Annotated in this window: 16 protein-coding genes; 5 read left to right on the top strand and 11 right to left on the bottom strand. The window is 34.3% G+C overall.

Going from position 1 to position 16,001, the window contains the following annotated elements; translation table 11 throughout:
• Positions 1–43: 43 nt before the first annotated feature.
• From C8J95_RS10815 to C8J95_RS10785, 7 genes are all read right to left on the bottom strand, one after another.
• Positions 44–2,287, bottom strand: coding sequence for a CocE/NonD family hydrolase (locus C8J95_RS10815; RefSeq protein ID WP_107808351.1), 2,244 nt, complete (start codon positions 2,285–2,287; stop codon positions 44–46).
• A gap of 61 nt (positions 2,288–2,348) precedes the next feature.
• On the bottom strand, positions 2,349–2,837 hold the full coding sequence (locus C8J95_RS10810; RefSeq protein ID WP_107808350.1) for a DUF1772 domain-containing protein: 489 nt from the start codon (positions 2,835–2,837) through the stop codon (positions 2,349–2,351).
• 80 nt (positions 2,838–2,917) lie between these two features.
• Positions 2,918–3,676, bottom strand: coding sequence for an AraC family transcriptional regulator (locus C8J95_RS10805; RefSeq protein WP_107808349.1), 759 nt, complete (start codon positions 3,674–3,676; stop codon positions 2,918–2,920).
• 34 nt (positions 3,677–3,710) lie between these two features.
• A complete protein-coding gene (locus C8J95_RS18960) occupies positions 3,711–4,664 on the bottom strand; it encodes a hypothetical protein (RefSeq protein ID WP_107808348.1) in 954 nt (317 codons plus the stop codon).
• Between the two features lie 424 nt (positions 4,665–5,088).
• Positions 5,089–5,415 carry a multidrug efflux SMR transporter gene (locus C8J95_RS10795; protein ID WP_009091036.1) on the bottom strand — a complete coding sequence of 109 codons (327 nt, stop codon included), beginning with the start codon at positions 5,413–5,415 and terminating at the stop codon, positions 5,089–5,091.
• A 216-nt stretch (positions 5,416–5,631) separates the two neighbouring features.
• Positions 5,632–7,035, bottom strand: coding sequence for an alkaline phosphatase (locus tag C8J95_RS10790; protein WP_107808347.1), 1,404 nt, complete (start codon positions 7,033–7,035; stop codon positions 5,632–5,634).
• A gap of 238 nt (positions 7,036–7,273) precedes the next feature.
• A complete protein-coding gene (locus C8J95_RS10785; RefSeq protein ID WP_107808346.1) occupies positions 7,274–8,335 on the bottom strand; it encodes an NADH:flavin oxidoreductase in 1,062 nt (353 codons plus the stop codon).
• A gap of 134 nt (positions 8,336–8,469) precedes the next feature.
• On the opposite strand from C8J95_RS10785, the gene C8J95_RS10780 reads away from it, so the two are divergent.
• Both C8J95_RS10780 and C8J95_RS10775 read left to right on the top strand, forming a co-directional pair.
• Entirely contained in the window at positions 8,470–8,817 is a 348-nt protein-coding gene (locus tag C8J95_RS10780) for a helix-turn-helix domain-containing protein (RefSeq protein ID WP_107808345.1), read from the top strand.
• A 71-nt stretch (positions 8,818–8,888) separates the two neighbouring features.
• On the top strand, positions 8,889–10,091 hold the full coding sequence (locus C8J95_RS10775) for an exo-beta-N-acetylmuramidase NamZ domain-containing protein (RefSeq protein WP_107808344.1): 1,203 nt from the start codon (positions 8,889–8,891) through the stop codon (positions 10,089–10,091).
• Here C8J95_RS10775 and C8J95_RS10770 read toward each other — a convergent pair whose 3' ends face one another.
• Both C8J95_RS10770 and C8J95_RS10765 read right to left on the bottom strand, forming a co-directional pair.
• Positions 10,092–10,457 carry a helix-turn-helix domain-containing protein gene (locus tag C8J95_RS10770; protein WP_107808343.1) on the bottom strand — a complete coding sequence of 122 codons (366 nt, stop codon included), beginning with the start codon at positions 10,455–10,457 and terminating at the stop codon, positions 10,092–10,094.
• An 87-nt stretch (positions 10,458–10,544) separates the two neighbouring features.
• Positions 10,545–12,053 (bottom strand): adenosine kinase, encoded by a 1,509-nt coding sequence (locus C8J95_RS10765; RefSeq protein WP_107808342.1) that lies wholly within the window; start codon positions 12,051–12,053, stop codon positions 10,545–10,547.
• A 348-nt stretch (positions 12,054–12,401) separates the two neighbouring features.
• Between C8J95_RS10765 and C8J95_RS10755 the strand changes: the two genes are divergently transcribed.
• From C8J95_RS10755 to C8J95_RS10740, 3 genes are all read left to right on the top strand, one after another.
• On the top strand, positions 12,402–13,034 hold the full coding sequence (locus C8J95_RS10755) for an NAD(P)H-dependent oxidoreductase (protein ID WP_107808690.1): 633 nt from the start codon (positions 12,402–12,404) through the stop codon (positions 13,032–13,034).
• A gap of 356 nt (positions 13,035–13,390) precedes the next feature.
• Complete coding sequence (locus C8J95_RS10750; protein WP_107808341.1) at positions 13,391–13,825, top strand: DinB family protein; 435 nt, start codon at positions 13,391–13,393, stop codon at positions 13,823–13,825.
• 566 nt (positions 13,826–14,391) lie between these two features.
• A complete protein-coding gene (locus C8J95_RS10740; RefSeq protein ID WP_370446832.1) occupies positions 14,392–14,670 on the top strand; it encodes a transposase in 279 nt (92 codons plus the stop codon).
• Here C8J95_RS10740 and C8J95_RS10735 read toward each other — a convergent pair.
• Together C8J95_RS10735 and C8J95_RS10730 are read right to left on the bottom strand one after the other, a co-directional pair.
• Positions 14,667–14,780 (bottom strand): nucleotidyl transferase AbiEii/AbiGii toxin family protein, encoded by a 114-nt coding sequence (locus C8J95_RS10735; protein WP_255412779.1) that lies wholly within the window; start codon positions 14,778–14,780, stop codon positions 14,667–14,669. The genes C8J95_RS10740 and C8J95_RS10735 overlap by 4 nt on opposite strands.
• Before the next feature lie 233 nt (positions 14,781–15,013).
• A complete protein-coding gene (locus C8J95_RS10730; RefSeq protein ID WP_107808339.1) occupies positions 15,014–15,631 on the bottom strand; it encodes a hypothetical protein in 618 nt (205 codons plus the stop codon).
• Between the last annotated feature and the right edge of the window lie 370 nt (positions 15,632–16,001).

Genomic DNA, 16,001 nt, shown 5'->3' with positions numbered 1-16,001 from the left:
CAAAGGTCACCCTCAGTTAGTTTATAAGCAGATTTTTATCTGCTTATTTTTTTAGTGGAATTTCTACAAAACTCTCATTGTACCATTTAATTTCCATAGGTACAGTGGCATCTTTTATAGTTTCGGTACTTACGTCTTTTCCGCTGCCATAATTAATCTGCCACGCCGGGCTTTTTTTGATACCCATTTTTAGGAGTAATTTACTGCCCTTTTCTATTTTTTTACTTACGAAGGGTGTACCAGTTACAGGAATTGTTTCTTTTTTGCCAGGAGTTAATAATTGACGCTTGCTTTTGTCTTTACTATAACTTGCTCTTGTAATGAAATTGGAAAGTAGGAAGTATTTTCCGTCAGGAAGAACCTGGTATAGCTCTGCTACAATATCACAGTCTTTTTTATTGATTGAGAAGTTTAAGCTGGCTGAAAAAGAACCTGTTAATTCAGTGTCTTTATCAAAAACTTCCGATGTAAACAGGGTACTGTTGTCTTTTTCCTGGATTGAAGTACTGATGAGCTGAGGTTCATCCGTTAGTATAAATTTATCGACATCGCTTCTGTCCTTGAAGTTCACATTTAAAGTTGTGTATGCCAGTTTATCTGCTTTTTGTTCCTTGAGTTTTAAATCTTCACCTAAATAATATTTTACCTTTGTCTGGTCAAATTCCTGCATTGAATTGGCATTTTTCCAGATATTATCCCCCATCACTTCATAATTAATTTTTCCTTTCAGAAAATCAGGTTTGTTTTTTCCTTTTAAGATATAATCAAACCACTGAAAACAAATTTCATTTATATCAAGCTCCGCAACCGGATCTATTTTTACCCCCATCACTTCGGGCATAACATAGCCTTGGGGACCGTAATGATCGTAAGGCCCTATAATAACATAATGATCCGCATTTGGATTGTATTTAATGTGATTTTTATAATAATACATAGCGCCTAGCTGATCATCATCGAAATAACCTGTCGTGGTAAGAATCGGAATATTTATCTTTGAAAATTCCTGAGGATCAGGAGTCATACCTTGCCAGTAGGAATCATAAGAAGGGTGCTTTAACCAACGTTGGAAGATCTCACTTTTTTTACCATTAATGGAATCCAGTTTATTAAAGGCTAAGCCACTGGTATACCATTTTTTATAAAGACCATTCCATTTTTTCTCATCACTAAAGCCTACGTTATCGGTTAGTTTATTTACGGTAATATGATCAATCCATCTTAGCATATAACTCATAAAAACATTACCGCTCATCGGATAGTCTATTCCTATACCTACAGGAGCCTGTGGGATAATTGTTTTAAGAGCCGGATGTAATTTTTTTGTTGCTGCCCATTGACTAAATCCAAGATAGCTGCCACCAATCATTCCTATTTTTCCATTACTCCATGGCTGTTGAGTAATCCAGTCAATTACTTCGCTAATGTCCTCATATTCATGCTCAAAAGGCTCTATGTTTTCTTTACTTTTATACTTTCCTCTTGTATTAATATAGACGCAAGAGTATCCGTTACTGGCCAGTTGTTTAGCGGTATCTATATTCTGGGGTAAAGAATAAATAGTATTGACAACAATTACAGGCCCGGGATTTTGTATTTTCTTATTTACAACTGTAGAAATACTTATTTCTTTTTTATTTTTTGTAAAGACAATGATGCTATCGTTTACGATAAAGCTTTCCTGATCTAATTTTTGTAGAAAAGGAAGGCCTTTGGTGTATGTTGCTTCAGCAATAAGATTGGATGCATATCTTCTAAACAATATTATTGCAGTTTTCAAATCAATAGTACTTTTACCTGTGATATCATTTGTAATGAAGCTGCTAAGATCTTCTTTGGTTTCTTTTGGTGAAAGACTAAAGAAATAAGGCATAAAAACCTGAGCATTGCTTGGTAAGGAATTATATTTCTTCAGTAATTCTGCCTGATATGTTTTGTTAAAATCTTGCTTTTTATTTAGCTGTTGTAAGGTATTTATATAAACCTCATACTGTACCCCTATTGTCATAGCCATTTTAGGATTACCTTTCATATAGCTATTTCTTATAGCATTGAGCTGCTCTAATGCTGTTTTATAATCCCCTATAACAAAATTCACCCGGAACAAATTATCATTATCAGGTGCTTCTTTACTATCGGCAGTTTGTTTTTTTATAATGGGACCTAGATAGTTTATAAGAGATTTTATATTGGAAGAATCTACTTTTTTAAACTGGTCAATAGCTATATTTTGTGAAAATAGCATAATGCTGAAAAATAGAATAGCAAGACTTAGTATTTTTTTCATAGTAATTTTTTGGCAGGTGGAAATTACAAAATAAACTCCTTTTCTAGTGAAATAAACATATTTATTTTCTGCACACACAAGCTATAATTATCAAAGTGGCACTCATTACAGCAGAAAACGTTCTTATGGTATTCCAATTATTCCATGGCTTCTCAAAACTGTTGCGCATTTGTTTTACGGATATATCTGAAGCTTTTGTTAGGTCTAAAAGATCCAGTTTATTGTTTAGGGGAACATTAAATGCAGAAGTGATTCCAAATACTCCTATAATATAAAATAGTGATGCCAATAGTAGCAATAAAAACATAGTCTGATTATGGTGATATTGCTGAAAAGTTGCTATTGGTAGGGAAATAAGAGCTCCAAAGAAACATACGAAAAATATTGGGTTTAGTATTTCCCGGTTAATGCTTTGCATTGCCTGTAAATATTCTTTATCTGCTAATTTACCAAGTCCTAAATTGACCGATACAGAATAAGAGAAGAAGAGTCCGGCCATAAGTGCTGTGGTTATACCGGTTAGAATAAGTGTAATGTCCTGAAATTTCATTGTATACCTTTTTTAAGTTTATATGACAAAATTGTACAATCGGTTACTAAAAAAATAGAATAAAAACGACACTTTGGAAATCACTGGGAATAAGATTTAGGTGTTTTGCCCGTAAATGCTTTGAAAACTCTTATAAAATGGGATTGGTCTGAAAATCCGTTTTCATAGACAATGTCTGAAAGTTTGTTGTAATCTTTAGAAGCGAGTTGCTGCAAAGACGTCTGGAACTGAATGATTCTGGCAAACTGTTTAGGGGACAAACCTGTTTCAGTAAGGAACCTTCTTTCAAAGGTCCGGATGTTAAAATCCAGTTCTTTGGCAATTTGTCCTACGTTTTCTGTTCCATTATTAGTTATAATTATTTCTAAAGCACGACGGATTTTAAAATCTAAACTGCTTTTTTTCTTTTCAAAATTATTTATGAGATAAGTTTTTAATAGCTCTATATATTTTTCAGGAGTATCTGAAGACTGTAAATCGTTTAATACATCCTTTGTATTCTCCGGGATATAGCAATCGTCATTAATGCTCCCGGGATTTATACCATAAAAAGATCTTAGTACAAAAGGGTAAAGCTGGACCACAATTATCAGATAAGAACCTTTTACCTCTAATTCAATAGGATTAATGGTCTGGCCGTAAATAAATAAATCCGGCATTTCCTTCTGATGAGGAATTACTCTTAGCCCGCTCTCTGTCTTATGAAATAATAGACCCGGATATCCATCTGCAAAAAAGGGGAGTTTGGTTATATCAGGATTCTCATTATTTTCAAAGATTAGTATACTTTTTATAAAAAGCGAAAGCGGCTCGTCGGGGATTATTTCCTGAAAACTCATTATAATAGTTTGGTAATTTTATGTTTATTGCCTGTTATTGGTTTTCAGTATTTAAAGTATTGATCTTTAGCATTAGGCTTTGCATATTTTGTTGTACTGATCGTACACTGGCCTGCAATTCATTATACATATTCGACATAGTTTGCAGGTCATCTGCCCTGAATGTCCCTCCATTTCCAAAAAAAAGTCTTTGTGTTTCAGCATCTGGTTGCCCGCCGAAAGCATAGAGTTGCCATCTTTCTTTCAATGTTTCACGCATAGATTTGTTTCCAGAATTGCTAAAAGATTTTTCATTAAGTATATTCCATAAGTCTGGCGGGAAAGCCTTATCACTATTATCATTGTTCCATATATTACGGAGAAGATTTCGCTGGATATCCATCTGTATTCTTCTTCCTTTAGGGTTTAATGTTAGCAATCCCAATGCAGCACCAGCAGCTCCGCCACCTATATTAATAACTTTATTGGTATTGTTATTATTGATTAGTGAAGAAGAAACGGCAATAGTGGCTCCCAGAATAATAGAACCTACCGTAAGTTTTCGAATATTTTTATTATTGATGTCTCCTAAATAATCCGAAAGTTGCTGGATTCTTTCTCCATTACAGTCCAATTCTGCAGCCATAGCATTTATTCCGGAATTGGTAATCATTAGCTGATCTGAAACCTTTTGCTTTGCTATTAGTTTTTTTAGCGGATCTTTAGCATTAGTATACTGAGACAACAGAGACAATATACCAATATTTTTGCTTAATGAATAATCCTGTTTAGGGAACTTTTTGATTAAAACGCTATCTTCATGATTATTGGTAGTTGTAATGATTTCAGGATACTGATAAGAAAAATTTGGTCTACAATAATCGGTTGTTAGTGTTGCCGTTTTCGAGCTTTTAACTATAGATGAGCAGGATGTACATAATAGTATAATCACAACAAACGTTACTGTACCAGGGCTCAATTTATAAATAGTAATAGTTTTACTAGACATATTGTAATTCGGTTAGGATATTTCCTAAAGTTCAGAAATTTCCAGTTGATATACAATATACATAATATAAGGACTTAGTCTTGTATGTAATTAATTGTGTTGAGTTTATTTATCTATCGGCCAGATGTAGATTTTTTCCTCAGTAGATATATCCGTTTTTTTCTAATCTGTATCTTTTACTTTCTATAGCTCCTACACTAGAGCGTTTTATGGTGGTGATTTTCTTAGTGCCCGGATTTAATCTTATTAAGGCACAGTATTCTAAATCAGAAGAACTTAATTTAGGCTTATTTGTAAAAGTCTTTCATGAAAATTGGGTTATGTTTCTTTAAACTTCTAATAAAAACGCAGAAAAAAGCCTTCCGTAAAAGGAAGGCTCATAAATAATCTGATATAGAAAATAAAGTAAAGATCTGAAATGTGTTTAATGGGATACGGCTTTTAGCCCGACAATAGAACTTACTAATGTGAAGAGGAAAAAAAGGCGCCAGAAACCTGCCGGGTCTTTGAAAACAAAAATCCCCATAAGAACAGTTCCTACCGCTCCAAGGCCTGTCCATACTGCATAGGCTGTACCTATTGGTAATGTTTGTGTGGCTTTAATGAGTAAAGCCATACTTATAGTAAGGCAGGCAATAAATCCTCCATACCACCAGTAAGATTCAGTTCCGGTTGTTTCTTTTGCTTTTCCAAGACAAGAGGCAAAGCCTACTTCGAATAATGCTGCAATAACTAAGATGATCCAATTCATATGTTTATGTTTTGTACAAAAATCAGAACTTTACAGCAGATTATATTTTACATATGATAAAAAAATTAGGCAGCCGGAATATTCCGATTGCCTATTAAAACTGTTAACAAACCAAATTTATTGTTATTATGATAAAATTACTCCGCTGAAATAAATTAACAGTTTTGTAGCAGAATAGCTTTTAGGTATAATGTACCTTTATTTTTGTATTGTGTTTTATATATGTACAGCTGCTGCTTCCAGCATCAGGTAGTGCAGATCCGTATTTTTTACAAATGGTTTTAAGAGTTCACTGCCGGGGCCATACATGGCAAGTTCTACATAATCTCCTGAGTGGTCCATACTGATCCAGCCCACAGAATTGTGCTTTTTCTGAATCTCCGAATAGGCTTTGAAAGGCATCTTTTTATAATTGTATAAACCTTCTTCATGTTTCTCTGCACCCGTATAGAAGCTAAGCAAATGTTTGGCTTCTTCATCAGTAAGGCTGAACTTGTTGGTTTCAAAAATCCAGTCTTTCATCTGTTGGAGGTTAAAGTTCTCGTTGATGTTATTTAAGATGTACTCGTTAGTGTATTTATAATTGGCTATTGTATTGAAGTTTTTAGTGGCCTCAGCTCCGTATATAGTTCCCGGATTAGCGTTTCCATGATCGGTAGTTATAATGACTAGTGTATTGCCATCTTTTTCAGCAAAATCCATTACTGTTTTTACAGCTTCCTCAAATGCTAACTGATCGTGAATAAGTGCAGCAACATCATTTGCATGAGCGGCCCAATCTACTTTTCCACCTTCAACCTGTAATACAAAACCTTCCTTGTGATCCTTAAGCTGATCAATTGCGGTTTTAGTCATCTCTGAAAGGGTTGGGGTATTTTGCAGTCCTGGGATATTAGTTCTGTCAATGGTATAAGGAAGCGCTCCGGTGTTGAAAATACCCAATAATTTTTTTCCCTTTTCTGTTTTTTGTAAATCAGAACGATTCTTCAGAATTTGGTAACCTTTCTTTTGGTATAAACTGTAAAGATCTTTTTTATCTTCTCTTTTTTGAGAATTAAAAAACTCGTCACCACCACCCATCATGACATCAAACCCTTCGAGCAAATATTTTTCTGCAATTTCAGGTTCTGCATTTCTTTTTTCAGAATTTATACAGAATCCTGCTGGTGTTGCATGGGTAATCGTGACAGTAGTTACACAAGCTGTTTTTTTGCCCGCCCTTTTAAATTTCTGCCAAATGGGGGTATGTATTTCACCATTAGCGCCAATGTTAAGGACGCCATTTTTTACTCGTTTTCCACCGCCAAAAGCTGAGCTGGCTGCTGCGGAATCCGTTACGATAGAGCTCGCAGAGGCAGTGTCCATTAGTGCACGGTTTACTTTGTTTTCTTGATAAAGACCAATCCAGTAGCTATTTTTTCCAAGTGTGTTCAGGGAATACTGATTCGCCATAGCCAGAGTTCCGGAACTCATTCCGTCACTAACCATAAAAATGATATTCTTAGCTGTTTTTTTGCTTCCGGAAGCGGGCGTGGTATTGCCTGCTATTAGTCCGGCGGGATTTATGGTAAGAAATCCTGAAAGTAATGCTGTTCCTTTTAAAAACCTGCGTCTGTCCATTTTATAACCGATTAATGGACTGCAATATAAGAGTTAAATTTAATTAATGCAATATTGTTGCGTTAATTAATTGTAAACGAATATTAAGTTTAGTGTTAAATTTTCTTGTGATAAGGATAAGGAGAGGGCAGGGTATATTTTAGAAGCGTAATCGGAAAGAATGTGATTAATATAAAAGAACCCGGCTCATTTACTAGCCGGGTTAAAAGATTATCTTTTTGGATTAATCATTACTATGTTAATAAAGTACTTTCAGGCTTTCTGCTGAGAAATCAGAAAGTTCTTCTGTATTTCCGTTTTTAATTTTCTGAACCCATTGGTAGTCACTCAATATAGCTCTTCCAACTGCAACAAGGTCAAAGTCCTGTCTGTCTAATCTTCTTAATAATTCAGAAAGATCAGTTTTCTCAGTTCCTTCACCAGCAAAAGCTGAAAGAAAATCACCTTTCAATCCTACAGATCCTACTGTAATGGTTGGCTGCCCGGTAATTTTTTTTGCCCATCCGGCAAAATTGAGATCCGAATCTTCAAATTCAGGTTCCCAGAAACGACGCTGAGAGCAATGGAAAATATCTACTCCTGCTTCTTTTAGCGGTAGAAGCCATTCTTCCATTTCTGCAGGTGTTGTTGCTAATCTGGCTTTGTAATCCTGTTGTTTCCACTGAGAAAGACGGATAATAATAATGAAGTCCTCACCAACAGCTGCTCTTATCGCTTTTATAACTTCTACAGCAAAGCGGTTTCTTTCTTTTAGTGTTTTTCCGCCATATTCATCGGTTCTGGTATTGGTACCTTCCCAGAAGAACTGATCGATAAGATATCCGTGTGCGCCGTGAATTTCCAGACAGTCAAATCCAAGGTCTTTTGCAGCTTTTGCAGAAGCAGCAAATTGTCGGATAGTATCTTCTATATCAGCAATGCTCATTGTAGCAGCTGCTTCCATAGGAACTTCAGGATATTCTTTGCTCATTCTGGTATCACCTACATGCCAGATTTGTGGTCCCATTTTACCACCTTCTGCATGCACCTGATCAATAACATTCTTCCATCCTTGTAATGCTTCATTGCCATAAAAGTTAGGAATATTGAGTAAGTTTTTGGATGCAGGTCTGTTGATAACAGTTCCCTCAGAAAGTATAAGGCCGACCTCTGAAGTAGCTCTTCTGGAGTAGTAAGCTGCCATCTCAGGAGTAGGAATTCCTGCATTAGACTGGGCTCTTGTCATAGGAGCCATTACTATTCTGTTTTTTAAGTGAAGATTTTTATAAATAAAAGGACTGAATAATGAGTCTGTATTCATTTTTGACAAGGGTTTTATAAAGTTAATTTTACTTTTGTTACACAAAGTAACTAATAATAATTCATTTTTGTACCTATTGAGCAAAAATAGTGGTAACTTTGCCGTAACTAACATTAGTAACAAAGAGGTAACTTATGAAACAAAAGAGAATGGCAGAGTGTGACTGTCCGCTGGTAAAGGCAATGTCGGCGCTTGGAAATAAATGGAAGCCTGTAATTGTGAGGGTTATAAAAGACCGTACATTGCGTTTTGGGGAAATTGCGGCGCGTATTCATGTAATATCCCGTAAGGTACTTACTGATCAGTTGAGAGAGATGGAGCAGGATGGACTGGTTACCAGAGCCGAGTTTAAGGAATTGCCGCCAAGAGTGGAGTATACCTTAACCGAAAAAGGGTTGGCGTTGCTACCTATTCTATTTATGTTGGAGGATTGGGAAAAGCAATATGAAACTAAAGAGATTCCGGAAGTTGCAGAGGTATAGTACCGAATAAAATTTGATTTATGATATATTGCAGGTGTTTATTATCTTTAGCAAAGCATTAAATCCAAATGATGAGAAAAATAATAGCGCTGCTTTTTTACTTTTTTATGTTATCCGGTTTATTTCAGGCTCAGTTAAAATATGCTAATGACATTATTAAAACTGGTGCTGAACAAACTGAACTATATATTCCGAAACTTAAAGGTAAACGTGTCGGCCTTATTGCCAACCAGACAAGTGTTATTGGTAAAACTCATCTTTTAGACAGTCTTATACACAGGGGGATAAATATCGTTAAGGTATTTGGCCCGGAGCATGGGTTTCGGGGAAATGCAAGTAATGGAACAAAGATAGGAGACGAGACTGATCCAAATACCGGAATAAAGATTATCTCTTTATACGGAAAGAAAAAGCATCCCTCTGGAATAGATTTAAAAGATGTTGATATTCTGGTATATGATATCCAGGATGTTGGCTGCAGGTTTTATACCAATATCAATGTTTTGCGTGATGTGATGGAATCTGCCGCAAAATATAATAAGGAGTTACTGATTTTGGACCGCCCTAATCCTAATGCATATTTTATCGACGGCCCTGTACTGGATATGAAAAATAAATCAGGAATAGGCCAGTTTCCTATTCCTATAGTTCATGGTCTTACAGTTGCTGAGTTTGCACAAATGGTGAATGGTGAAGGTTGGTTAGCCGGGAAAAAGAAATGTAAATTGGATATTATTAAAAATGCAGGCTATAGTCATGATATGCTCTATAAGCTTCCGGTAAATCCTTCGCCTAACCTAAACACTCCTGAGAGCATAATTCTTTATCCTGCTACCTGTCTTTTTGAGGGTGTATCTTTAAACCATGGCCGGGGAACAGATTATCCGTTTACTCTGATCGGAGGACCACAATATAAAGGGATTTATAATTTTAGTTACACACCGGTTTCTATACCCGGAAAAGCAGAGAATCCACTTTACATGAACCAGATATGCTATGGACTGGATTTAAGAAATACTGATCTTAATGAAATTGTAGAGTCAAAGAAAATAAATCTGAAGTGGATGATTGAGCTTTATAAGAATTACCCCGATAAAAAACAGTTTTTTAAACAATGGCATCCTCAGATTGGTAATATCGATTATCTGGCCGGAGTATCGGAATTTAAAGAGCAGATAAAAGCTGGTTTAACTGAAGATGAGATTCGTAAAACATGGCAGCCTGGTCTTGAAAACTATAAAAAGATGAGAAAGAAATACTTACTATATCCTTAGTTATTTATTTCCGTTGTGAAGTAACTCCTTTCTATAGTTAATACCCCACTTGGACATGGTGTCGATAACATCATGAAGGCTTTTTCCAAAATCTGTAAGTTCGTAATCGACTGTTACCGGCATGGTATTATTTTGGGTTCTTGAGACAAGGTTGTTCATTTCTAGCTCTTTGAGTTCTTTTGAAAGGGTTTTAGCGGCTACTTTTTCCAGTTGTCTTTTAAGATCCATAAACCGCATTTTTCCGGCAAAGTACAGGTGACTGATAATAATGGTTTTCCATTTTCCGCTCAATAAGTATACCGTATCTTCCACACCACGCAGGTGCATTTTACAATCTGGTCCCAATTCGGTTCTTTGTTTTTTCATAACTTAAAAATGGAATGACAAAATTAGCTGTTTCATTGTACAAAAATATACCCGGTTACTAAGTGGTAACCAATTACCGAGTACATCTTAATTCAATTTCTGATTCATTTTTTGGACGAAATCTTTCCATTGTTTATCCAGATAGAGAATAGCCTCTTTCTTTTCTTTTTCGTTAAGCGAAGAATAATTAATAGAATTGTAAACCAATTTTTTCAATGCTTTTACATCTAATTCCCAGTATACAAAAGCAACCCAGAAATCATAGCTAAGTCCTTCGTATCCATACACTCCCGGGTCATCACTGTTAATAGAGCATTGTACTCCGTTGCTTAACAAGACTCTTGCTGGGTGATTTCTCATATCACTGACATAACCTAGAATCTGATTGCTGATTGGGCTTACTTCAACTAGTTTGTTTTGTTTTTTGATCAGTTCCAGTGTTTTTGGAAAATAGATCAGGTTAAGACCATGACCGATTCTTTTGTTATTGAGCAGTGTAAGATCCAGAACATTTTTATTGAAAACAGAATTGCTTTCACCTGCATGCAGGAAAAGCGGCATGCCTACACCATATTTTTTTGAAAGACCATCTAATTTCATCCAGCTTTCACGAAAGGAATAAATACTATTTCCGGCAGCTTCATCGGCAACAAGATCAAATCCCGAAATCATATCCGGAAACTCTTTCTTTAGTTGGAAAGCTGCTTCAAGTTGCTTGTCAACACCTTTAGGATCCAAAAATTTGAAACTAGAATAGATTAACTTCAGTGTAAACTGCGGAGCTGTTTTATGAATTTCTTTAAGAATATCCTGCAGATCTGTAATAGATGTGTTTAAAGGATATTTCCCATGTTCAAAATCATAAAGCTGATCAAAAATAAATCTGATTTCTGCATGCTGTACATTATCCTTTATTAGATCCTGAAATCCTTTTTGATAATATGCTTTAAAGAAAGGACGATAAGATAGCAATGAGCCTGTGCGTTTAAAACGTTTTTCGAATTCTATCCAGTAATCTGTATAACTACATAGCTGATCCCGTTTCAGTAACAGAAGTTCTTGTAACTGCTTTTCAAAACCAGGATCAGAGCTTAATTTCTCATCAATGCTGACAAATCCTGCCGGAACATTGTCTTTTCCAAAAAATGCTATCTGTCCGAAAATATATTGGTCATTATCCTTCTGGACATAAACATAGCCTTCTTTATATTTTCTCACTGTTGCAATTATCCATTTTGCATCGGTAATACCACCGCTGTGTGTATGCAAAAGCCCACCTTTAGGCATAGACTGGATAATATTAAATAATTTACTGCTCTCAATCAGAGGTTTTAGCTGATTAAAAGAACTGTTATATAAGGGTATCTTTTGATTTTCAGTTTCCGTAAGGAACTCTTTACGAAACTGGAATAGTTTTTTATCCAATGCATTTTCTGCATCAGATAATTTTAAATCAGCATCAAAGCTTATTGCTTTATTCTCTTTGTCTAACAGGTTTATTTTCTGCTGATAAGAAGATTCCTGAGCTATTATATGCTGACTCCCTGTAAGAGGAAGACCTAAGAATAAAATGTAAATAAGAGTTTTTTTCATCATAATATAGTGGATGCACGAGATTGTGCTTAAAATGATTTAATTATTATTTCCGGAATAAAAAATTGTGCAAATAACGGGATTTCATATTATTTATGAAAATCTGTTCTCTGAATGCAAAAAAAACGCCATGATCTCTGCTGACATTATATTCGTGAGAATAGTTAAATCAACAGAAGTAATTTTGGATCGATATAGAAAGTAGTTACTTATTGGTAACTGATTACTTTTGGGTAACAGGTGTACTAAAGCACTTTTTGTCATGTAACTTTGCAGAGTAATAATGAGAATGAAAAATTTTAAATATAACATCTCATTATGCATCATTTAAGAAATAAAAAAAACAGAATTATGTCGTTACAAAAAACATTAAACTGGAGATCTGCAACCAAGGCTTATAACGGAAAAACTATAGAGAAAGAAAAACTGGAACAAGTTCTGGAAGCAATACGTCTGGCACCATCCAGTTCCGGTTTGCAGCCCTTTAAAGTTTTAGTTATTACAAACAAAGAACTAAGAGAAAAGCTACAACCGATTTCCCGTGATCAGGATCAGATTGTAAAAGCATCTCATATATTAGTTTTTGCTGCCTGGGATGAATATACAACGGAAAGGGTAGATTCATTTTTTGAATTCAGTAACCAAGTACGGAATTTACCGGATTCTACTACAGACGAATACCGTCTGAATTTACTGGATATACTAGGTAAACAAACCAAAGATCAGCATTTTGTAAATGCTGCAAGACAAACTTATATTGCACTGGGATTTGGTCTTTTGGCAGCTGCAGATTTAAGAATTGATGCTACTCCAATAGAAGGGTTTGATAATAAGGCTGTTGATGAACTTTTGAATCTTCCAGCACAGGGACTAAAAAGTACTGTAATGATGGCCTTAGGGTATAAAGATGAAGATACAGACTGGTGGAACAAGTTGGGAAAGGTAAGAAGGTCTAAAGAGGAATTGTTTATGGAGTTTAGCTAAGCTAAAATCCTATAGAAATAAAAAAAGAGGAGATTTATAGTCTTCTCTTTTTTTATTCTGTATTCCCGATAGAATGGTACAGGAAAAAGGTTAATAAGAGATATGCCAGGTTTTTAGTTATGGTATAAATCGCGATAGTAAAGAAAACTCCGAAGTTCGTAGCAAAACAGGAAATGCCCATGTTTCTGTGTAATGTCCAATTTGGATATTCTTTTGTCTGAAAATACACGTGCCTGTTAAGTGTTTTTGCTTAAATTTTAGTAAAAAATTCTGAAATATTTTTATAATGAGTAATCTTAAAAACAGAGGATTTATCATTAATTTGCTAGATTATAATAAAAGTAAAATTTAAAAATATGAACTATCAGATACTGAAAACAATTGTTGATACAGAATTAAAGAGATTTGAAACTATTTCTGAAGAACAGTGGTCCTACAAAGCTTCTCCGGAGAAATGGTCCAGAAAAGAAATTATAGGGCATCTTTGTGATAGCGCTTTTACAAATATCCGCAGATTTGTCGTAACCCAGTATAAAGAAAACGAGAATACGGTGTATGATCAGGACGCCTGGGTAAAAGCTCAGAATTATCAGAATATTTCTACAGCAGAGGTTATCAATCTCTGGAAGGCACTGAACTATCAGATTGTTTACATCGTAGAAAATATGCCTGACTATGCACTACAGAGAACCAGTGATGTATCAAAAAAGGCAACATCTGAGATTCTGACCCTGGAGACTCTTATTAAAGAGTATATAGATCATCTGCACCATCACTTAGAGACGATTTAAATTTAATTAGAAAGACATCACAATTATTTGTGGTGTTTTTTTAATTCATTTTTAAATTTTTCAACCTATAAATTAAACAATACAATTTGTCTGAATGGAGTAATGATCCATAACATAATATTTTTGTGAAGAAATGCGGATTGATTTCTTAATAATATTTTTAGTTTAGTAGAGAAGCTGCCATATCACTATGGTAGCTTTTTATGATCAGATGATTGCACCTCTGTTAAGCTAAAATATTATATATTAGCTTTCATTATGGAGCTTTCAAAAATTTAAAATAGTTTATCAAGGCTATGTTCAAAGACATATGAAGAAAGAATTTCCTTAAACAGTGTCCTATAATCGATTTGTTGAACTGGAAAAGAAAGTGAATGTTTCTTAGGATGGTTTTATGGATTCAAGCTACATCTAATTCTCAATGAGAAAGGTTAAATTTTATACTAACAACGGGCAATGTGGATGATAGATAGACGCTGAAAAGTATGGAACTCCACAAATGGATTTTCGGAAAACTTTTTGGAGACAAAGGTTATCTCGGAAAAGACTTATTTGAATAGCTTTTAATCGATGGTATCCATCTGATGACGAAGATAAAAAAGAATATGAAAAATTCTCTGATGTTGCTTCGGGATAAAATAATGATTCGCGAAAGAGCTTTGATTGAATCTGTGAACGATGAACTTAAGAGTATCTGTCAAATAAAACATACCAGACACCGAAGCTTTGAGAATTTTGTGCTCAATATTTTGGCGACTCTGGTGGCTTATTCTTTCTTTGATAAAAAAAAATCTATTAATACAAAGGCATTTATCATTGATCATGAGAGATTAATTGACGCTTAGGTCGAACTCTCGTTAAATAAGTCGATATCCACAGATAACCTATGCCCAATTTTCAATGATAAAATTGTACCACCAACCAGGAAGTGCTCTTGCAATACTTCATCTTTCATAAGGGGTTGGAGTAGCTCCCAAATTCCCTTGCGAAACAGTTTCTTTATATAACATCATTTCTTTTTTCTAGGAAATTAATACTGAATCCCTAGGTCAAAAAGTGGCATACAATGGCAGTATTTGGCTGTTACTGCCCGTCGTAATGAAAAGTACCTTTATAACCAAATAAAATAAAGAAATCTCAGCTGCCATCTATTAGAACGGACGTTTTCCAGACTATGTGCAATATTTATTATTCAGAAACATAATAAAAAGATAAATTACACCAAAATACTTTATCTCCTTCTTTAATTAAATCAGAAGGTTTAGAAAACCAATTACTTCCTCCAAAAATATTCTTATATTTAGTATCTCCCTTATTAGTTTTTTGAATGGATAAATAAGGTTCTCCTTCTTCTCTAGGAACTTTTACTATACTAATGTTAGACTCATCAATCTTAAATATTTTAGTGTTTTTATCAAAAATCCCCAAGTATTGATCGTCCCCATCATAATTGATAAAAATAGAATCCTCTTTCAATCTGAATTTATACTTTAAAAATTCATCATCTTTACGATTAAATCGTAAAGATATAGAGTCATTTTTTAAATCAAGCTTTATTTTATTCCATATAGCTGTTCCATAATATTTTTTATAATACTCTCTATCAGCATTTTCTTTTTCTCCTTTAGGTCCTTTATATAAATTCACATCTAAAAGTTCATAATTATTATATATAAAATTATAAACACTTTTTTCTATTGGGGGCTTAGGAGGCTGGGGTACAACGTTATCTTCCCTGCTACTACAACTCGTAAAGAAAATGAAAGTAAATATGATTAAAATGGGAAGTTTTATAGTATTTTTCATATCTTTTTAATTAATTATTATATAATCTTTCCGAGGATCCGGAACTAAAGTATATTCGTAGATTTCTTTTGTAGAATAAAAATTATTCCCTTGATAAAATGATACCTCATTACTTAATAATATATCAATATTATTTGTAGAATCAGGGGCATAGAATTTAGTAATATTTATATATACATCACCAAAGGTATTTCTAAATTCAATAGTTTTTGGATATGAATTATAATCAGTAAAGAAAGTATTAGAAGTTCCTTCATATACATTTTGAGGATCTCTGTAAGTACCCCATATTTCAGACAGCTATTAATTGAGTATTTTTCTTTTCAGCAGCTAACATTTTATACTTATACTCAATAGGCGTAAGATTGCC

The organism is Elizabethkingia sp. YR214, from assembly GCF_003058195.1.
Lineage (GTDB): Bacteria > Bacteroidota > Bacteroidia > Flavobacteriales > Weeksellaceae > Elizabethkingia.
The sequence above is the reverse complement of the archived record's forward strand: the minus strand, read 5'-3'. Positions and strand labels throughout refer to the sequence as shown.